This is a genomic window from Labilibacter marinus, from assembly GCF_001659685.2.
Classification (GTDB): domain Bacteria; phylum Bacteroidota; class Bacteroidia; order Bacteroidales; family Marinilabiliaceae; genus Saccharicrinis; species Saccharicrinis marinus.
Genome location: NZ_LXYE02000018.1, coordinates 129,017 through 148,223, shown reverse-complemented (window position 1 = coordinate 148,223; position 19,207 = coordinate 129,017). Strand labels below are relative to the sequence as shown.

The window sequence follows — 19,207 nt, the reverse complement described above, 5'->3', positions numbered from 1 at the left end:
TCCCTGCGGCTTAAGCAGAGGAAAGTGTTTTTACTTGAAATGGGTTATTTTAAGGTTGTGATATTTTAAATGCGTTTGCCCTGGGAGGTTTGTTAGCTATTCAGCCTTATTTCCTTTTCTTCCTAAGTTCTGTATTGTGCTTAAGTTTTTCTTTAAATTCAGGTGCTGCTTTAAAACCAATATTCAACTTCATAATATCTTTTCCTCTTACTTCTTTCTCCGTTTCTTTTCCTACCGATTGTGATCGAAGGAAAAATGTTCCTAGTTCATCAATCTTAACATTGTAGCCATTTAATAGATAATCACCTATTTTATCCACCAGAGCAATAGTTGTTGCTCTTACATCTGCTCTGCTTAATGTAGAAATAGAAGATATATCGCGTTCAATTTCACTCATGGGTACGGTACCTTCGTAAACAGGTTTTGCATAATATTTGGTTGAAGGCCTATTAGTAGGATCTTGTAATTCTTTCACGGTGTAACGAATCATAACTAATTGGTGTTTTAGATTTTAGTAATGTTGATTTCTAATAAAGATAATGAGAAAAGGTCAAAATGTCACTACTAATGAGTATTTACGCAGTGAGTAAATAATATGAATGACTGAATAATAGAAAAAGTTCAGTGAGTAATTGAGAAATGATAAGGGAGAAAATACGATCCCTACACTAGGGAAAGATGTTTGTATAAGCATCAAAGTAAAAAAAAGCCCTGAGAATTCTCTCAAGGCTTCGCTCTAAAAATTAGACCTCCCAGGTTTTAAAAACCTAGGAGGTCTCGGTATAATTTAAATATCAAAGTTTTTTACGCTTGAGGCTTCTTCTTTGTTGATCTTTTCAAACTTATTGATGGCCCATTTTATAGCTTGGTAACTCACTACAATTAGTGCGGGCCAACTTAAGTACCATAATATCTCGTGTAAATATTTCATCCTATTTAGTATAAAGTATAAAGATATAAGTATAAAGAAGCGGCTTGGATAGAATGGCCTAGCATACTGTTAGGCTTCTTTTGTCTTTCGTCTTTATACTTTTGTCTAGTTATAATTAATAAATATGTATATCGTCCGACTCTATTTCTTCTTGGTCTATTTTACGGTTGTTAATGGCTTTCCAAACATACCATATGTAACCCATTACAAAAGGCACCATCAACGAAACGTAACTCATCACCGTTAAGGTAAAATGACTTGAGCTTGAATTTTCTATGGTTAAAGAGCTTTGTAAATTACTGATAGAAGGATAAAACGAGGTGTTGTTATATCCTGAAATGAGGAAAAGCATTAACACGGTTAGTACGGTTCCAGCACCTGAAAACCAGATGCCTTTAGTACTCGTTTTTAAATAGCTGATGATGATTCCGTATAAAACTAAAACCAAACCTGCTAAAAAGACTACCGCAATTATTGGCATCTCAATAAAATTATTGAGGTACTTATAGCTTTGCATGTAAACTTCCTTGGTATCTGGGTTTATTGCAAAGCCATCCTTTAAAAGTAAAGCGATGGTAAATGCTAAAAACAAAACAACAAAGATTAATCCGTTTATTAATAGCTGCTTTTTAGCTCTCTTCAGTATTTGTTTCTGGTCAACAGCATTCATAAAGTACAGAATGGCCAAGGTTCTGGCTAAAAAGAATACGGTTAAGCCTAAGGCAACATTATGCCAATTTAATATAGCTTCTAATCCATGATACGAATTATCCCATTTAGATTGATTGTATTCGTTAACCGAAAAGTTACCGCCATTAAAAAAGGTACCTACGGCGGTTCCAATAAAAATAGTCCCTATTAATCCGTTGATAAATAGAAAAGCTTCGTATGTTTTGGGGCCGTATACATTGCTTGGTCTGCTTCTAAACTCATAGGCTATGGCCTGAATGATAAAAGCAAAGAGTATTATCATCCAAACCCAATAGGCACCGCCAAAACTGGTGCTGTAGAATAGAGGAAAGGAAGCGAAAAATGCTCCTCCAAAGGTAACCAAGGTAGTAAAGGTAAATTCCCACTTACGACCCAGTGCATTTACTAAAATAGTTTTTTCGTCTTTGGTTTTTCCAAGTACAGAAATGAGGGTTTGTCCGCCCTGTACAAACATTAAAAATACCAGTAGTGCGCCCAAAAGCGAAACAATAAACCACCAATATTGCTGTAGTGCTAAGTATGATAAATCTCCAAACATTATTGACGTCCTCCTTGTTTTTTAGGTCCTATTTTAATCTGTTTTGTTAAAATCTTAATCTCTGCTATTAATAGTGCGGTAAATGTAAAGGCAAACAAAAAGAAAGTAATCATGACCGAACTGCTATCTATTTGCGAAACCGCTTTAGAGGTCGTCATTAAATCTTGTATAACCCATGGTTGCCTGCCTACCTCAGCCACAACCCAGCCGGCTTCCGATGCAATGTAAACCAATGGGATGGTCCATACCGAAGTCCATAATACAATCTTATTATTCTCTAAATTGTTTTTGTAAAGCAAGAATAGTATGCATGCAAAAAGCATTAAAAAATGTCCGCCCAAAATAACCATGATATGAAAAGCATAAAAGGTTAATGAGATGGGAGGAATCATTTTAAAAGCATTTTTCTCCAATTGAACCGGGTCCGGGTCGTAATAGCTTCCATACCCAAAATATTTAAAGTAATAGTTAACCCATTCTTCGTCTTCAAATTTGGCACGTAATATAGTCGCATCGGGGCTTTTTTCCTTGATGGCCTTTTTATATGCCACAAGTGTCTGTTGGGCTTTGTAACCACGTTTTATCTTTTCTTTATACGACATGATACCATGCTTTCGGTTACCCAGAATCAAATCTTTAATGCCAGGAACAAATGCATCGGCTTTTAAAAATGCCATATACGATAGCATGTTTGGTATCTCAATCTTTATTCTAAAATCCTCATGCGCTGTACTATCCATCGGATCATCTTGAGGATCGCCTATTAAGCCAATGGCAACAAGAGGAGCATTGGTTTTACCTTCGTATAAAGCTTCCATAGCAGCGAACTTCATAGGCTGTTTCTCTGCCATTTCTCGGGCCGAACTATCGCCAGAAGCAATGAGCATAATAGAAGCCAACAAGCCAAATGTGGCAGAAACTACCATACTACGTTTGGCAAAAAGTATTTCTCTTTTTTTAAGAATAAACCAGGCGCTCACGCCAACAACAAATATAGAGGCTAGTACAAAACCTGAGGTGGTGGTGTGTAAAAATTTGGTTACTGCACTTGGCGATAGGAATATATCCCAAAAGTTAACCATCTCGTTACGGGCAGTATCCGGATTAAATTTCATTCCTCTGGGGTCTTGCATCCAGGCATTGGCTACTAATATCCATACAGCCGATAGGTTGGCGCCAATAGCCGTAAGCCAGGTGGAGGTTAGGTGAAAGCGTTTGCTTACTTTGTTCCATCCAAAAAACATAACGGCAATAAAAGTACTCTCCATAAAAAAGGCCATGATGCCTTCAATAGCCAATGGTGCTCCAAATATATCGCCCACAAACCAGGAGTAATTACTCCAGTTGGTTCCAAACTCAAATTCAAGGATAATACCGGTTGCCACCCCGATGGCAAAGTTAATTCCGAACAGTTTCATCCAGAATTTAGTAATTCTCTTCCATTCAGGGTTGCCTGTTTTTACATATATGGTTTCCATAAATGCAATAATGAATCCTAGCCCAAGGGTGAGCGGTACAAATATCCAATGGTACATGGCGGTTAGGGCAAATTGTGCCCGCGACCAGTTTACTAAGGATAAGTCAACAGAATCTAACATTTAATAATTGGTTTAAGGTGTTGTAATATTTTCAATCACATGATTGGCTCTATCTTCATCGTTATTAAAATCCTTCTTTAGTTTATTTTGGAAAAAGAAGAGTTTAAAAATGACAAACATGATAAAGAGCTTAAGTAGGATGATAAACCAAACAGACCTAGCCCAATCGGGTAGGTTTCTGAATCCGTCTACATAAAAGTCTACTATTTTCTTCATGTCTTTTTTGGTGTTTCTAAAACCAATAAACACGAGTAATTCAGAAAAGGTTGAGCGTATTAACAAAAATTAAAGATTTTTTTCTTTAATTGAAAAGCCTAGTAAAATCAAGTATTTTGGGAGTTTGTATATTAAATAAGACCTAAATATCTGATTAATAATCTGGAGGTGAGACGAGGAGAAGTTAGTTTAGTTTGGTAGGATATAATGCAAAAAAAAGCAGCCAGGATAATCCTGACTGCTTGCATCAAATATTTAAAAGCTATGGTTATGAGCTATATAAATTCTTTTGAAGATTAGTTATAAGAACTTTGTCCGTGCTCGTGGATATCAAGTCCTTCTCTTTCTTCTTGTTCCGAAACTCTAAGTCCCATTGTTGCTTTAAGAACTTGGAATAAGATTAAACCTCCTACAAATGCCCAAGCACCAACTGAAACGATTCCGATTAACTGACTGATTACTGAAGAGAAACCTCCTCCGTAAAATACTCCTGAAATACCTTCGCCAATAGCATCAGGTAAAGCAAAGAAACCTACCATTAATGTACCGAATGCACCACATACACCGTGTACAGAGATAGCACCTACAGGATCATCTACTTTTAGTTTTTTATCGATAAATTCAATTGAGAATACAACTAATACACCAGCAACGGCTCCAATGATTGCTGCTCCACCAGGAGATACAACCGCACAACCTGCAGTAATAGCAACTAATCCAGCTAAGGCACCATTCAGTGTCATTGATAAATCTGGTTTTCCGTAACGGAACCAAGTAACAAACATAGTAACTAATGCACCTGCAGCAGCAGCTAAGTTAGTTGTGATAACGATACCAGCTACAGCGTTTGCGTTGTCGCCACTAATAGCTAACTGAGATCCTGGGTTAAATCCAAACCATCCTAACCAAAGGATAAATACACCTAATGCACCTAATACCATGTTGTGACCAGGTATTGCGTTTGTTTTACCGTTATATTTTCCAAGACGTGGTCCGATAGTCCATGCTCCAGCAAGAGCTGCCCATCCACCAACAGAGTGTACTACAGTTGATCCTGCGAAATCATGAAATGGAGTTTCCATAGTAGATAACCATCCACCTCCCCATACCCAGTGACCTGAGATAGGATAAATTACAGCAGTAATTACCACAGAGAATACTAAATATGTGCTGAATTTAGTACGTTCAGCCATGGCTCCAGAAACGATAGTTGCAGCAGTTGCAGCAAATACGGTTTGGAAGAAAAGATTGTGCATATCGCCTTCTACGTTGTAAAATAGGTCAAATGCTCCAAAGAAAGCACCTTCGCCACCGTACATAATGCTATATCCTACAATCCAGAATAATAAAGAACCTAATGCGAAATCCATGAAGTTCTTCATGATGATGTTACCTACGTTTTTTGCTCTGGTAAAACCTGCCTCTACTAAGGCAAATCCTGCCTGCATAAAAAATACTAAAATACCAGCTATCAGTATCCATAATATATCTAAAGCGCTGTTTGCATCCATAATAATGTTTTTTTAATGTTTTTAATCAGATTAATCAGAAAGGGGGTTACTTGATGTAAAGAGTTTCTGGTCCAGACTCTCCAGTACGAATTCTGTACGTTTCTTCAACTGTAGAAACAAAAATTCTTCCGTCACCAATCTCGCCAGTTCTTGCAGCAGACATAAGTGCTTGAACGGTTTTTTCTAAGTTCTCATCGCGAACGATAATAGAAATTAATCTACGCTCAATAATACTAGTGTCATAAACAGTACCTCTATAAAGATGACCTTCTCTTGCGGTCCCTACACCTCTAACATCGAAATAAGAGAAGAAGGTAATGTCTTGTTCTTCAAGCGCTTTTTTTACACTTTCATATTGTGTTAATCTGATAATTGCTTCAATCTTTTTCATGTGATTATTTTTTATAGTTGGTAAACTATGAATATTTTGAATTAAAAGAATGGTGAAAAAGTTGGCTCTGCATGAGAAACAAAAGGTGGAAAAATACCCTTTAATTAACGCATATTGGAGAGAACAATCGCTTGGTTTTCAGTGTTGAGAAATGATGCAAAATCAACAACCTCACCATTCTTTTAGTTTTAATGTCTTTTTATTAGAAAGAGTAGATAGCTGCAAATAAGAACTGTGTAGCAGACTTAGTTGGGTCAACGCCACCTTCTTTAGTGAAAATTTCATCTTTACCTGAATCCATTCTTACTTCAGTAGAGAATGTGAATGGGCCATGGTAGAAATTTAAAGTGGCAGTGCTTGAAAATACGCTAGTTCCTTCCATGGTAACACCTTCTTCTTTTGTGTCTTTTGAAGCAAAGAATTCTCCTCTATAACCTAATGCTAGTTTGTCGGAAAATGAATATTGTGGGTAGAAAGCTACACCGTAATAACCTCCATCATCAGAGTTAGCCATAGTATAGTCAGCAGCATTTAATCCAAAATAGAAATCATCCGTGATTTGGTATCCTGTTGTTAAGTCAATTACAGTTCCAGAAGTTGGGCCGGTTAAAAAGTTGATATATGCATCCCAACCTTCTACAGGAGAAAGAGATAATTGAGCACCGATGTCAGAGATTCCATTCATGTCGTAATAATAGTTCCAGTCGTTGAATAGTCCTACCATTAACCCTACTTTGTCAGAAATTGCCCAGTCAGCCTTAAGTCCAGCATTTTGAAATGGTCCAGCAGAGAATAGGTAAGAAGTAGAGTAGTTAAAGTTAGCTGCTGGAGAAATTACTTCGTAACCAACAAATGTACCCATGTATCCAGCTGTTAATGAGAATGACTCACTTAATGCATAGCTCATATATAGGTTTTGAATATTTACACTTTGAGACTCAGATAATCCAGTTGGTTCACCATCCATATCTAAAAGATCAAATGACGCTCCAGGAATTGATTTGTAACTTCTAGGTCCAAAAGATAGTTCTCCGTAAAAACTTGCTTTACCATAAGATTTTGCAAAACCTAAATCAATCATACCGATTGACATTGAGTTGTGCTCGTCTGCAAAAGAAGTTCCAATTTGATTTTGTCCAGAAAAGTCATACTTGAAGTAAGCATCCACAGATCCTGTAATTTCTAAATCTGATTCCTCTTGAGCCTTTGCTAGTGTTCCGAATGCCAAAACAACTGCTAGTAATAATAATACTTTTTTCATCTTAAATAGGTTTTATAAATAGATTACACATTTTTTGTAGTTGTTAAAAACGATTTTTGTTTTTGTTGGGGTGATTGGTTGAAAAAGGAACTTTTTCCTTGGTTGGGGTATCGTTTTTAATACTTACACTGCAAAAATGTAGTATTTTTTAATTCTGACCAAACAAAAATGGGGGTAACATCTCAAAAAAGCAACAAAACACATTTGCACCCCTTAAATGTTGGATACAAACCTGCGAAAAAGCAGTTATTCGAGTTTTAACCCCTAAAAATGCCAGGTTTCCTGGTTTTGTGTAGTTTTTTGGTTGGAGTCTGAATGGGTATTAAATGCGATGACTTATCAGAATGGCCTACTTGAAGTGTTCATTCTACATTAGGGTTTTTACTCTTTTTTGTATAGTGTTGGTATTATTTATATGGGGAGGTTGCAGTTTTGTGCATTGCAATAGTAAATTATTCATGTCTGATAAATATCTATAACCTTTAATGTCTTTAATCTTATTGAGCTTTTATGGTATTAGAAAAAATAGGTGAGTTTATTAAAATCAATAACTTTTAACTTGCTCGGATGTATTTGTATTTATTTTGGGGAGCTTACAATATTTAGCTTTGGGGTTCCTAAAGTTGAATGACGATTTCTAAGGGTTTGAATATGCTGGATAAAAAGGTCTAGAATAGAGGATAAAAAAGTCCACTTATATAATATTATATAGAGGAGATAATTGTTAAAGTGAAGGTGTATAAATATACAATGTATATGTATTTTATGCATATAGGTGTAAGTGTTAGATATTGAGGATGTAAGCTTTCATGGGGACAAAATAAATATGACATAAGTCATGTAAAAACACTCTATAATGTCATCTTTTAACGTTAGTTAAGGCTGTGCTTTTGGAATGTCTAATTAAAAATGCTATTTTTGCTTCCGTTTTCAAAGTAAAAGAGATGAAAAAATAATAATTATCATTTAAAAATAGGGTGTTTATTTATGGTTTGATAAACATTGATTGTGATAATTGTTTTGGGAGATAGACCGCTTTCTTTGTTGGAGCGGGTTTTCAATAGTATTCCTTCTTTATTAATTTATATATATGATGCATAATAAATATCCTAAGGCGGTGGGCTTGTATGACCCTGCCAACGAGCATGAGAACTGTGGAATTGGATTTGTTGCTAATATTAAAGGTGTGGCATCGCACGATATCGTGCAGCGTGGACTAGAGGTATTATTCAACATGACCCACAGGGGTGCGGAAAGCTCCGATAATAAGTCGGGAGATGGAGCCGGTATATTTTTACAAGTACCGGATGAGTTTTGTCGTTCGTTAGGTTTTGATTTACCTGAATCTGGAAAATATGGTACTGGGTTAGTATTTTTACCCGAAGAAGATAGAGAAGCTCTTCTGTGTCAGGATGAGCTAAATAAGAACCTTTTAGAAGAGGGGCTTGAGTTAATTGGTTATAGAGATGTGCCAGTTGATAGCAGTGTAATTGGAGAAATTGCTAAGCGTACAGAGCCTCGTATTCGTCAGGTGCTAGTAAAAGGAAATTACGAGCAAGATAAATTAGAGCGTAAGCTTTTCATTGCACGTAAAGTGACTGAAAGAGCTATCAGAAATTCAGACCTGAAAGCAAAAGATTCATTTTACTTACCGAGTTTATCGAGTAAGGTAATGATATATAAAGGAATGTTAACCCCTGCTCAGGTAGGAGAATATTTCCTTGATTTACAAAATCCTGTATTTAAAAGTGCCATTGCATTAGCGCACTCGCGTTTTAGTACAAATACATTCCCGCGTTGGGATCTGGCACAGCCTTTCCGTATAATGGCGCATAATGGTGAAATTAATACCATTAAAGGTAACCGTTTGTGGATGCAGGCTCGTGAGTCTTTATTAAAGTCCGATTTGTTTGGTGATGACTTAGATAAGTTGTTCCCAGTTGTTGCTCCAGATATGAGTGACTCGGCTTCTTTAGATAATGTATTAGAGTTTTTAGTACTTACAGGTCGTTCTTTACCTCAGGCATTAAGTATGCTTATTCCTGAGTCTTGGAATGATAAAAACCCGATTCCAAAAAGTTTAAAAGCTTATTACGAGTATCACTCTACAATTATGGAGCCTTGGGATGGTCCTGCTTCCATTGTATTCTCTGATGGTCGTTATATTGGTGGTACTTTAGATAGAAATGGTTTACGTCCTTCGCGTTATGTGATTACTAAAAATGACATGATTGTGATGGGTTCTGAGGTAGGAGTTCAAACTTTCCCTGCTGAAGAAATCAAAGAAAAAGGTCGTTTAAAGCCAGGTAAATTATTATTAGTAGATACTAAGTTAGGAATTATTATTCCTGATGAAGAGATAAAAAAGGAGCTTGCAAACAAACATCCTTTCGAAAACTGGTTAAAAGAAAACCGTATTCGTTTAAAGGATATTGAAGTGAAGCAAAGGGTTAAGTCTTCAATTGATCAGTTTGAAACGTATTTAAAAACTTTTGGATACTCAAGGGAAGATGTGAAGTCTTTGATTGCTCCAATGGCAACAGCAGGAATGGAGCCAACTACCTCAATGGGTAATGATACACCAATTGCTGCTATGTCGGATAAGCCTCAGCGTTTATTCAACTATTTCCGTCAGTTGTTTGCTCAGGTTACTAACCCGCCTATCGATCCAATTCGTGAGGGATTAGTAATGGCCTTGACCAATTATATTGGTTCAGCATCAAAGAATATTCTTGAATATAGTCCAGACCATTGTCGTCTGATTAAGTTCGAGAGTCCATTGGTAACGAATACCGATTTAGGTAAAATTAAAGATTATCATCGCGAAGAGTTTACGCATGTTACTATACCTATGTTATACAAAGCCTCTGAAGGTGGAGCTGGCATGGAAAAGGTAATTGGTGAGATGTGTGCTGCTGCCGAGAAAGCAGTAGATGATGAGAATAACTTTATTATCCTTTCGGATAGAAATATTAACGCTGATCAAGCGCCAGTACCTTCGTTATTGGCAACTGCAGCGGTGCATCACCACTTAATTAAGAAAAAGAAGCGTATGCAAATTGGTCTTATCGTAGAAACCGGTGAGGCTCGTGAAGTAATGCATTTTGCTTTATTGTTAGGTTATGGTGCTAGTGTAATTAATCCTTATGTGGCCTTTGCAGCAATCGACGATTTAGTGAAGAAGGGTGAAATTGATATGGAATACGGCGTAGCTCGTGAAAACTATATCAAAGCAGTTGATAAGGGATTGATGAAAATTATGTCGAAAATGGGTATTTCTACTTTGCGTAGTTACCATGGAGGACAGATTTTTGAAGCGGTAGGTATTTCGGATAGTTTAATCGAGAAATACTTTACAGGAACATCATCTAAAATTGGCGGAGTTGGATTTGAGGAGTTAGCTAAAGAAGCTCAAATGTTTCATGAAAGAGCTTATAACGCGCAGACTAGTGACGACCAATTAAATAGTACAGGCCAGTATGCTTACCGTAAGTATGGTGAAAAGCATGGATGGAATCCTGAAACAGTTGGTTTATTGCAATGGTCTACTCGAAATGGGGATTACTCTAAATTTAAAGAGTTTAGTGCTGCTGTAAATAAAGATAATCAAGATCCTTTATTCTTAAGAGGATTCTTAAAATTAAAAGATAGAAAGCCAATTGATATTAGCGAAGTTGAGCCTATTGGTAATATTACCAAGCGTTTTGTAACTGGTGCCATGAGTTATGGTTCTATTTCAAAAGAAGCGCATACGGCATTAGCTTTGGCGATGAATGAAGTTGGTGGTAAAAGTAATACAGGTGAAGGTGGTGAAGATGCTGAGCGTTTCAAATCTCCTGCTCGTAGTTCTATTAAGCAGGTAGCTTCTGGACGTTTTGGTGTAACCAGTAACTACTTAACCAATGCTGATGAAATTCAGATTAAAGTAGCTCAGGGTGCTAAGCCGGGTGAAGGTGGTCAGTTGCCAGGATTTAAGGTAGATAAGATTATTGCTAAGTTGAGAAACTCAACGCCAGGAATTACGCTTATTTCTCCTCCTCCACATCATGATATCTATTCGATTGAGGATTTAGCGCAGTTGATTTACGATTTAAAATGTACTAACCCAAGTGCTCAAATTAGTGTGAAGCTAGTGTCTGAGTCTGGTGTAGGTACTATTGCAGCAGGTGTGGCTAAAGCACATGCCGATCGTATTATTATTGCAGGTACTGAAGGTGGTACTGGTGCATCTCCAACAAGTTCGGTGAAGCATGCAGGTATGCCAGTTGAAATTGGTTTAGCTGAAACGCAACAAACACTTGTAATGAACAACCTTCGTGGTCGTGTGATGTTACAAACAGATGGTCAGTTAAAAACAGGATTGGATGTAATTAAAACAGCCATCTTAGGAGCTGAGGAGTTTGGTTTTGCAACATCTGCATTAATTACTTTAGGATGTATCATGATGCGTAAGTGTCACTTAAATACATGTCCTGCAGGTATTGCTACGCAGAATGAGGACTTACGTAAGCGTTTTATTGGAAAATATAAGTTTACTGTCAATTATATGAACTTCATCGCCGAAGAGGTTCGTGAAATCTTAGCTGAGCTAGGTTTCAAATCTTTAGATGAAGTAATTGGTCGTACAGATTTATTGGAGCAAGATCCTAATGTAGGTAACTGGAAAACTTCTGGTATCGACATGAGCAAATTGCTTCACTTCCCTGAAGAGGGTAAAATATATCCATTACATAATACAAGTACTCAAGATCACGGTATTGATGAGATTATGGATTGGACCTTGATTGAAGATTCTCAAGCAGCATTGTTAAATCAACAAAAAGTTTGGGTTGCTAAAACAATTACTAACCTTGATCGTGCTACGGGTTCTACCTTATCGGGAGAAGTAAGTAAGCGTTACGGGGAGGATGGTTTACCTAAAAATACCATTAACTGTAAGTTCGATGGTTCTGCAGGACAGAGTTTTGGTGCTTTCCTTGCAAAGGGTATTGCATTTAAATTAGAAGGTGATGCCAATGATTATTTAGGAAAAGGTCTTTCAGGTGGTAAAATTGTTGTAGTGCCTCCTACGGGATCAACCTTTAAGCCGGAAGAAAATATCATTATTGGTAATACTGTTCTTTATGGTGCTACAGAGGGTAATGTTTATGTTCGTGGTGTAGCTGGTGAGCGTTTCTGTGTACGTAACTCGGGAGCCAAAGCGGTTGTTGAAGGTGTTGGTGATCACTGTTGTGAGTACATGACTGGTGGTAGAGTGGTTGTAATCGGTAAAACGGGACGTAACTTTGCTGCAGGTATGAGTGGTGGTATTGCTTATGTGTTAGATGAAGAAGGTAACTTCGATTATTTCTGTAACAAAGGTTTAGTGGAATTGTCTCCGGTAGAAGATGCTGCAGATGTTCAAGAGTTACAGTTCTTATTGAACAAACACCTATTGCATACCAATAGTGAAAAAGCGCAAGATATTCTTGTGAACTGGAACAAGTACTTACCTAAGTTTGTTAAGGTTATTCCTTTCGAATATAAAAAGGTGTTACAAGAGGAGAAAGTGAAGGAATTGGAGCGTAAGCTTCAGGCTTCAGAGGACGCTCCATACGTTAACGAGTAATTATAAATAGTCTTTTAATAGAGAAGGAAGTTCTAAGCGCGTCGATACCAATGGGTATCGGCCCTTGGACGTTCTTTAAAAAAATATAAAATTATGGGTAATCCTAAAGGTTTTATGGAGGTAGGTCGCAAGGAAAGCGGCTATCGCCCGATTACTGAGCGAGTAGATGATTACGGTGAAGTAGAGCAAACCCTGAATAAGGAAGATCGAATACTTCAAGCATCCAGATGTATGGATTGTGGTATTCCTTTTTGCCATTGGGCATGTCCTGTGGGTAGTAAAATACCAGAGTGGCAGGATGCTATCTATAAAGGAGATTGGAAATTAGCAAGTGATATTCTTCATTCAACAAATAGTTTTCCTGAGTTTACAGGTCGTATCTGTCCTAATCCATGTGAGAAATCATGTGTATTGGCCATTCATGATGAGGCTGTAACTATTCGTGAAAACGAAGCTTCTGTTGTGGAGAGAGCTTTTGCTGAAGGTTATATTCAGCCCCGTATACCGCAAAAACGTACGGGTAAAAAAGTAGCCGTTATTGGTGGAGGTCCTGCTGGACTTTCTACAGCTGATCTCTTAAATCAAATGGGTCACGAAGTGACTGTGTTTGAAAAAGACGAAGCGGTTGGCGGATTGTTACGTTTCGGTATTCCTGATTTTAAATTAAATAAAAAGGTAATCGATCGTCGTATTGAGATTTTTGAACAAGAAGGTATCAAATTTAAGACAAACCAATATATTGGTTTCGATATTAAAGGAGAGAAAATTCTTCAGGATTTTGATGCAGTAGTATTAGCTATTGGAGCTATGCAGCCGCGTGATTTACCTATTGAAGGTCGTGAGTTGAAAGGTGTTCATTTTGCGATGGATTTCTTAACGCAACAAAATAGAGTAAACAGAGGTGCTAAGGTTTCTAATAAGGATCGTATTAATGCCAAAGGAAAAAATGTTTTAGTAATTGGTGGTGGAGATACAGGATCTGACTGTGTAGGTACTTCAAACCGTCAAGGTGCTAAAAGCGTTACGCAAATTGAAATTTTACCAAAGCCTCCTAAGGATAGAGCCGAAGGTAATCCTTGGCCTTACTGGCCTACTACGCTTAAAACTTCATCTTCTCATCAAGAGGGTTGTGATCGTCAGTGGAGTATGTCAACTAGAAAGTTTATTGGTTCAGGTGGTGCTTTGAAAAAAGTAGAGCTTGTACAAGTTGAGTGGACTAAAGATGACAAAGGTGCGTGGAAAATGAACGAAGTTGAAGGAACTGCTAAGGTGGTTGATGTAGATTTAGTGTTCTTGTCTATGGGATTTGTTCATGCAGTGCATAAAGGATTAGTGGAAGAGTTAGGTATTGAAACTGATCAAAGAGGAAATCTTAAGGTAGATGGAGCTTATCAAACTACAGTTGATAAAGTATTTGCTGCAGGTGACTCTCATAACGGAGCTAGTTTGGTGGTTACTGCCATCCAAAAAGGTAAAGAAGCTGCTGCAAGTGTAGATAAATTTCTTTCTACACAAGCGTAGTTAAAATATAATATTCCATATGGGGTAGATGTAAAGGGAGGTCGTAATGGCCTCCCTTTTTTTGTCTATTCTTGTTTAATTTCAATTATTTGTCTTGAGATTGAGGCACCTCCAAATAAGCCATGCCCATTCTTAACATTTGAGTATACCTGAACGGGTTCTGAATAAATATCGTTTTCTGCATTGACTTGCCTTAATGTAGATTCGTAGTGCCTATAATAATCTTCAGTTATGTGGTATAGTTCTACGCTTAAATATGCGCCGTATGGATCATCTCCAAAGTATTGAATGGGTTCTAAAAAAATTTCCTTCCTTTTTTCATTAAAGCTTTCGTCGGTAAATAAAGTCCCATAATAGTTGCTGGGATAAGTGTTCTTTTCATCAGAGGTAGTGTTAGTGTCCAGACCCGTCCATTTTGAGGTAACCTGAGTCAGGTGACTTATCTGATAACTGCTATTTCTGCTGCCTAAATTTTCCCATATTCTATCAATATTTATAGAACCTTTGTTTACGAAGTTGTTGATAGGGCTGATTGCCATAGCTACCAGGTAATAAAAGTCTTTTTCAGGCCCAGGGTCTGTAAATGAAATTTTGTATTTTGTATAAGGATTTACATTTTTTGTAGGTAGTTGCTCTAAGGTAAAAGGTACTTTGGATGGAATGGAGGTAGATGCAGTTAATACCTTTGGGGTTTGCACATCATTTTCTCCAATTTCAACCTTTAGGCTATAAGTATCTCCTGATATGGGTAAAATATTATCATTGGAGAAATAGCTTATATTTTTGTTGCCATCAGGATATTGCGATTGTACGTTACTGGAATAGACCATGTGAGTAAAGTTATTATATATGGTCTCGTTATTCTTCCGTATCTCCATTTCCCATGAGGTTACATCTTCATGATAAATAATATTAAAAGGGTATTTTGTATGAACGTCAAGTAGTCTGTATATTCCAATTTTTGGAGTTTTACCTTCGTACAGGATGCAATGTACCATATATTCATCCGTTGGATTAACTTCATCTTTTTTACATGAAAAATGCAGTGATGTTAATAGTATAAGTACAATGGTATATATGTAGTAGTGCTTAGTTCTTATTTTCATTTGAATATTTATAAGAGTTAATTTTAATAGTATCTAAAAACTTAAAGAATAACTTATAGAAGGAATAATGTCGAAATAATAATGTTCGTTTTTCACTCTAGTGAAGTATCCTGGATGACCAACTATATGTGCATAGTCTTCGCTATAAGTAGTGTTGTATACGTTTTTGCGTGCATAGGTATTGTATATAGAGAGCGTCCATGTGCCAATGCCTATCCTATTTTTGCGTTTGTAACGTAATGCTAAGTCAAGCCTGTGGTAGTCAGGGTTTTTGTAGGCGTTTTTCTGGTTAATCATTATTTTAGGGGAGTCAGACTGAATTCCCATATTTTTATCGTAATAAATATTAGTTGACCAATACATTTTCATTGGTATGGTTTCTTTGTTGCCGCTATGGTATAGCCAATTAGCGGATAGGCTCCATTTTTGTGAGAAGTTATATTTACCTACTATATTTAAATGGTGTCTGTGCTCGTAGCGGAAAGGAAATTTTTCGCCATTATTAATGCCGTCAAACTGTCTATTTACTTCTGTTATTGAGTATCCAATCCAACCAGAAATTCTCCCCTCAGGTTTCTCTATAAGAACCTCCATACCTTTGGCATCTCCAGTTCCTGTCTCTACTTTGTTATCCCAATCGTTGTTTTCTGAAAAATATGAATCACCTTCTTTAAAGTTAACCAGATTATCCATGGTTTTATAGTAGGTGTCCAAGTGAATGTTAAAAAGCTTTAGCTTATAAATGCTCATTCCTAATGAAAAATGATTGGCTGTTTCAGAAGGTGCGTTCGGAGTGGCAGGAACAATTAAATCGGATGCTAGTTTAATTTTTGATACCCCCAATAAATGTATATGTTGAGCCATTTTTGAGTAGGCACTTTTTAATATCCAATCTGGAGAAAACTCCCAATATGAAGTAAGGCGTGGTTGAATTTGTAGGTTCGTGTAATCCTTGTTCTTAAAATGAGAGATATGAATACCAGCAGTAAAGCCCAATGTTTTATAAATGTCGTACGTTGTTTCGATATATCCACTCTGCTCGTAGGTTTCGTAACTGTACGAGCTAAAAATAGTGTCCTTGCTAGTAGATTGAGCCTCTGAGAGACTGTAATTATAATGGTCTTTTTTAGAGTTGTCTGAGCGGTAATCTATTTTAGCTAATCTGTATCCAAAGTTTAACTTGGTTTTAGTATTGAGGTGATATTGCCATTTTGAATTTAGTTGTATATGATTAACCTGATTGCTCAAGTTTGAGTTGTTTAAAGTGCTAGAGGTGTCTTGTTGGGATTCGTAGTAGGTAGTATCGTTTAGATAACTGTTGTAATCGTAATTACTTAAAGAAATTTGTGAGTTTGCATAAAGTTTTGAATTTAATTTGGCTTCCCATCCTATCGTACCCAACAAATTTTGCCAATCTTGACCATTTATATCTTGAGAAAAATAATAGGTATTGAATTCGTTTAGTTCGCTCTTCGAGTTTTTTTCTCCTTTATCACGTCCAGTATATATCGAAGCATATATTTTATTTTGCTCAGACAATTTGTGCGTTACTTTTAAATTTATATCATAAAAATTATAATCTTTAATGTTGTGTGATCCTTCTACTTCATCAGAAAGCATTTCTCCATATATATCATAATAACCATACCTAACTGCAATATTAAAGCTTGTTTTGTCCTTAATAATGGGGCCTTCAAGAGCAATTCTTGACGAAATCATTCCTATAGAAGCTTTCCCTTTTATTTTTTTGTAATTGCCATCTCTGGTGTTGATGTCTAATACGGATGATAGTCTGCCTCCGTATTGGCTAGGAAATCCTCCTTTGTATAATTTGGTTTCGTCAATTATATCTGCATTAAATACGGAGAATAAGCCTAATAAGTGGTAGCAGTTGTAAATGGGCATGCCATCTAGTAAAAAGAGGTTTTGTAAAGGGCCTCCTCCTCGAACGTATAAAGCGCCATTGCCTTCTGCACCTGATTGCATACCAGGTAAAAGTTGTACTGATTTTAAAACATCCGCTTCGGCCATTACTGTTGGAAATTCCATCATTTCAGAGGCCAAAACTTTCATCTCTCCTAAAGAGCTATTTTTTTCAATTATTGGGGTGATAGAGTTTCCGTTTATAATAACTTCTTCTATTTCTAGGTTTGGGTCTAGCTTCAAATCAATTTGTTTGTCAGAATCTAAAACTAATTGCTTTTCAATATTTTCCATACCTGTATATGAATAAACTATGGTATGTATGCCTTCGTTGAGAGATAAACTATAAAATCCTTCAGTGTTTGTTATGTTGCCCTTGAGGTTATGTTTGTCGTAAATATTCGCATTGATTAGGATGTCATTTGTTTCTGAATTATATAGATACCCATTTAGTATGTATTTCTTTAGTTTCTTCTTTCTTTTAATAATCACCTGATCTTCGAATATTTGAAAAGTTATTGCAGTGCCTTTTAGTAGTTCTTTAATAATATTCTCAATAGGTTGATTGGTAAACGATTTGCTAACTCTGTATTCTTTAGGTAGTATGCCGGATTGATAGGCAAATGAGTATTCTGATGATTTTTCTATCTTGTCCAAAGCGTCTTTCAGTAGTACATTGTCAAATGAAATATTTAATGTTTTGCTTTGTCCATATGATGAAATGTAAAATGTGAATAGTATTGTTATGAAAAGGGTATGTTTTCTCCCTCTTAACAAACTGTTATTTGTTAATTTAATTATGCTCATGTGTTATTTAGTCTAAGGTTTTTCACTATCCAACTTTATTTCAGATTAAAGAAATTAATGATGCTTACTCTTGGAATTGAATGGGTATTATTTTTTAAGGTAAAGTTCAATCTCTTTATTAAGCTCACGAGATTCTAAATCAAAAGTTAGCGCAAGTACTTTTAATATTTTATCTAATGGCTGATCGTCAAAATTTGCAGATAGTCTAAATTCATTAATGTGTTTGTTCTTTATAGTTATATGCACATCATAAACGTTTTCAAGCGTTCTTAAAACGTCAAACAAACGAGTGTTGTTAAATATCAATTTCCTTGTTTGCCATGAGGTTGCATTTGGGTTTGTTATTTTAGTTTTAATTAATTTGTTTGTTTGTGGGTTGTATTTAATAGTTTCTCCTTTTATAGCTATAACCTGGTTATTATTGGGGGATACAAACATTACTTTGCCTGTTTTTACAGTTAGTGCAACTTCATCGTTTTTTTGATAACAAGAAATATTAAACGAGGTGCCTAATACCCTGAACTGACCTTTGTGCGTTTTGACTATAAAAGGTTTGTTTGGGTTTTTTGCGACATCAAAAAAGGCCTCGCCTTCTAACCAAATATTTCTGCTGGATCCTTTAAAGTCATTAATGTATGATAGTTTGCTATGTCGATTAATACTCACGGATGAATTATCTGGCAATTTGTAATCTTTAAGAATCTCATTTTGCGTTATCAGTTGTTGTTTTTCATGGTTAAATAAGAGTTTGCTGGCTATGAAAACAAGAGCAAGAATAGCGGCTGCTTGAGCAATTCGTATAGTGATTTTTTTAATTCTGTTGTTTTTGGCGTCAAATAATTTCTGAGATGTTTCACTCCAAGCGCGGTTGGTGTCTTCGTTAAAACAATACGATATGCTGCCTGTTTGTTCCCATACTCTTTTTATTTCATCATAATGCTGTCTGTTATTGTTGTCTGTAACCCAGCTATCAAATTCGACTTTTTCATTATTAGATAATGATCCTTCGAGTGCTCCAGAGATAAGATCCCAGTCTATATGTTCTATATTATTTGTTGTCATTTTTGGCTATGTAGTTAAAAGAC

The 19,207-nt window shown here is 36.3% G+C and carries 13 protein-coding genes; 2 read left to right on the top strand and 11 right to left on the bottom strand.

The window, feature by feature from the left end; genetic code table 11:
* Positions 1 to 106: 106 nt before the first annotated feature.
* From A8L32_RS08055 to A8L32_RS08025, 8 genes are all read right to left on the bottom strand, one after another.
* The gene (locus A8L32_RS08055; protein ID WP_066629957.1) at positions 107 to 490 is read right to left on the bottom strand and encodes an HU family DNA-binding protein; all 384 of its coding nucleotides are present in this window, start codon (positions 488 to 490) and stop codon (positions 107 to 109) included.
* A 297-nt stretch (positions 491 to 787) separates the two neighbouring features.
* Positions 788 to 931: a hypothetical protein gene (locus A8L32_RS23515; protein WP_158027212.1), complete on the bottom strand. Its 144-nt coding sequence runs from the start codon at positions 929 to 931 to the stop codon at positions 788 to 790.
* Positions 932 to 1,046: 115 nt separating this feature from the next.
* On the bottom strand, positions 1,047 to 2,180 hold the full coding sequence (gene cydB / locus A8L32_RS08050) for a cytochrome d ubiquinol oxidase subunit II (protein WP_066629956.1): 1,134 nt from the start codon (positions 2,178 to 2,180) through the stop codon (positions 1,047 to 1,049).
* Entirely contained in the window at positions 2,180 to 3,778 is a 1,599-nt protein-coding gene (locus A8L32_RS08045; RefSeq protein ID WP_066629953.1) for a cytochrome ubiquinol oxidase subunit I, read from the bottom strand. The genes cydB and A8L32_RS08045 overlap by 1 nt, the downstream gene beginning before the upstream one ends.
* 12 nt (positions 3,779 to 3,790) lie before the next feature.
* Positions 3,791 to 3,994 carry a DUF4492 domain-containing protein gene (locus A8L32_RS08040; protein WP_066629952.1) on the bottom strand — a complete coding sequence of 68 codons (204 nt, stop codon included), beginning with the start codon at positions 3,992 to 3,994 and terminating at the stop codon, positions 3,791 to 3,793.
* A 296-nt stretch (positions 3,995 to 4,290) separates the two neighbouring features.
* Positions 4,291 to 5,505, bottom strand: coding sequence for an ammonium transporter (locus A8L32_RS08035; protein WP_066629951.1), 1,215 nt, complete (start codon positions 5,503 to 5,505; stop codon positions 4,291 to 4,293).
* A gap of 46 nt (positions 5,506 to 5,551) precedes the next feature.
* Complete coding sequence (locus A8L32_RS08030; protein ID WP_066629950.1) at positions 5,552 to 5,896, bottom strand: P-II family nitrogen regulator; 345 nt, start codon at positions 5,894 to 5,896, stop codon at positions 5,552 to 5,554.
* A gap of 202 nt (positions 5,897 to 6,098) precedes the next feature.
* Positions 6,099 to 7,157: an outer membrane beta-barrel protein gene (locus A8L32_RS08025; protein WP_066629948.1), complete on the bottom strand. Its 1,059-nt coding sequence runs from the start codon at positions 7,155 to 7,157 to the stop codon at positions 6,099 to 6,101.
* A 1,090-nt stretch (positions 7,158 to 8,247) separates the two neighbouring features.
* On the opposite strand from A8L32_RS08025, the gene gltB reads away from it, so the two are divergent.
* Together gltB and A8L32_RS08015 are read left to right on the top strand one after the other, a co-directional pair.
* The gene (gltB, locus tag A8L32_RS08020; protein ID WP_233145469.1) at positions 8,248 to 12,765 is read left to right on the top strand and encodes a glutamate synthase large subunit; all 4,518 of its coding nucleotides are present in this window, start codon (positions 8,248 to 8,250) and stop codon (positions 12,763 to 12,765) included.
* Positions 12,766 to 12,858: 93 nt separating this feature from the next.
* Complete coding sequence (locus tag A8L32_RS08015) at positions 12,859 to 14,286, top strand: glutamate synthase subunit beta (protein ID WP_066629946.1); 1,428 nt, start codon at positions 12,859 to 12,861, stop codon at positions 14,284 to 14,286.
* Between the two features lie 65 nt (positions 14,287 to 14,351).
* Here A8L32_RS08015 and A8L32_RS08010 read toward each other — a convergent pair whose 3' ends face one another.
* The 3 genes from A8L32_RS08010 to A8L32_RS08000 all read right to left on the bottom strand — a co-directional run bounded on the left by A8L32_RS08010 (position 14,352) and on the right by A8L32_RS08000 (position 19,184).
* Positions 14,352 to 15,392: a DUF4249 family protein gene (locus A8L32_RS08010; protein WP_066629943.1), complete on the bottom strand. Its 1,041-nt coding sequence runs from the start codon at positions 15,390 to 15,392 to the stop codon at positions 14,352 to 14,354.
* 33 nt (positions 15,393 to 15,425) lie between these two features.
* Positions 15,426 to 18,122 carry a TonB-dependent receptor gene (locus A8L32_RS08005; protein WP_075590279.1) on the bottom strand — a complete coding sequence of 899 codons (2,697 nt, stop codon included), beginning with the start codon at positions 18,120 to 18,122 and terminating at the stop codon, positions 15,426 to 15,428.
* An 87-nt stretch (positions 18,123 to 18,209) separates the two neighbouring features.
* Entirely contained in the window at positions 18,210 to 19,184 is a 975-nt protein-coding gene (locus A8L32_RS08000) for a FecR family protein (protein ID WP_066629939.1), read from the bottom strand.
* Positions 19,185 to 19,207 lie beyond the last annotated feature (23 nt).

Coding starts and splice junctions, on each gene's coding strand:
- A8L32_RS08055 (WP_066629957.1), bottom strand. CDS start 490: ATGATTCGTTACACCGTGAAAGAATTACAAGATCCTACTAATAGGCCT.
- A8L32_RS23515 (WP_158027212.1), bottom strand. CDS start 931: ATGAAATATTTACACGAGATATTATGGTACTTAAGTTGGCCCGCACTA.
- cydB (WP_066629956.1), bottom strand. CDS start 2,180: ATGTTTGGAGATTTATCATACTTAGCACTACAGCAATATTGGTGGTTT.
- A8L32_RS08045 (WP_066629953.1), bottom strand. CDS start 3,778: ATGTTAGATTCTGTTGACTTATCCTTAGTAAACTGGTCGCGGGCACAA.
- A8L32_RS08040 (WP_066629952.1), bottom strand. CDS start 3,994: ATGAAGAAAATAGTAGACTTTTATGTAGACGGATTCAGAAACCTACCC.
- A8L32_RS08035 (WP_066629951.1), bottom strand. CDS start 5,505: ATGGATGCAAACAGCGCTTTAGATATATTATGGATACTGATAGCTGGT.
- A8L32_RS08030 (WP_066629950.1), bottom strand. CDS start 5,896: ATGAAAAAGATTGAAGCAATTATCAGATTAACACAATATGAAAGTGTA.
- A8L32_RS08025 (WP_066629948.1), bottom strand. CDS start 7,157: ATGAAAAAAGTATTATTATTACTAGCAGTTGTTTTGGCATTCGGAACA.
- gltB (WP_233145469.1), top strand. CDS start 8,248: ATGATGCATAATAAATATCCTAAGGCGGTGGGCTTGTATGACCCTGCC.
- A8L32_RS08015 (WP_066629946.1), top strand. CDS start 12,859: ATGGGTAATCCTAAAGGTTTTATGGAGGTAGGTCGCAAGGAAAGCGGC.
- A8L32_RS08010 (WP_066629943.1), bottom strand. CDS start 15,392: ATGAAAATAAGAACTAAGCACTACTACATATATACCATTGTACTTATA.
- A8L32_RS08005 (WP_075590279.1), bottom strand. CDS start 18,122: ATGAGCATAATTAAATTAACAAATAACAGTTTGTTAAGAGGGAGAAAA.
- A8L32_RS08000 (WP_066629939.1), bottom strand. CDS start 19,184: ATGACAACAAATAATATAGAACATATAGACTGGGATCTTATCTCTGGA.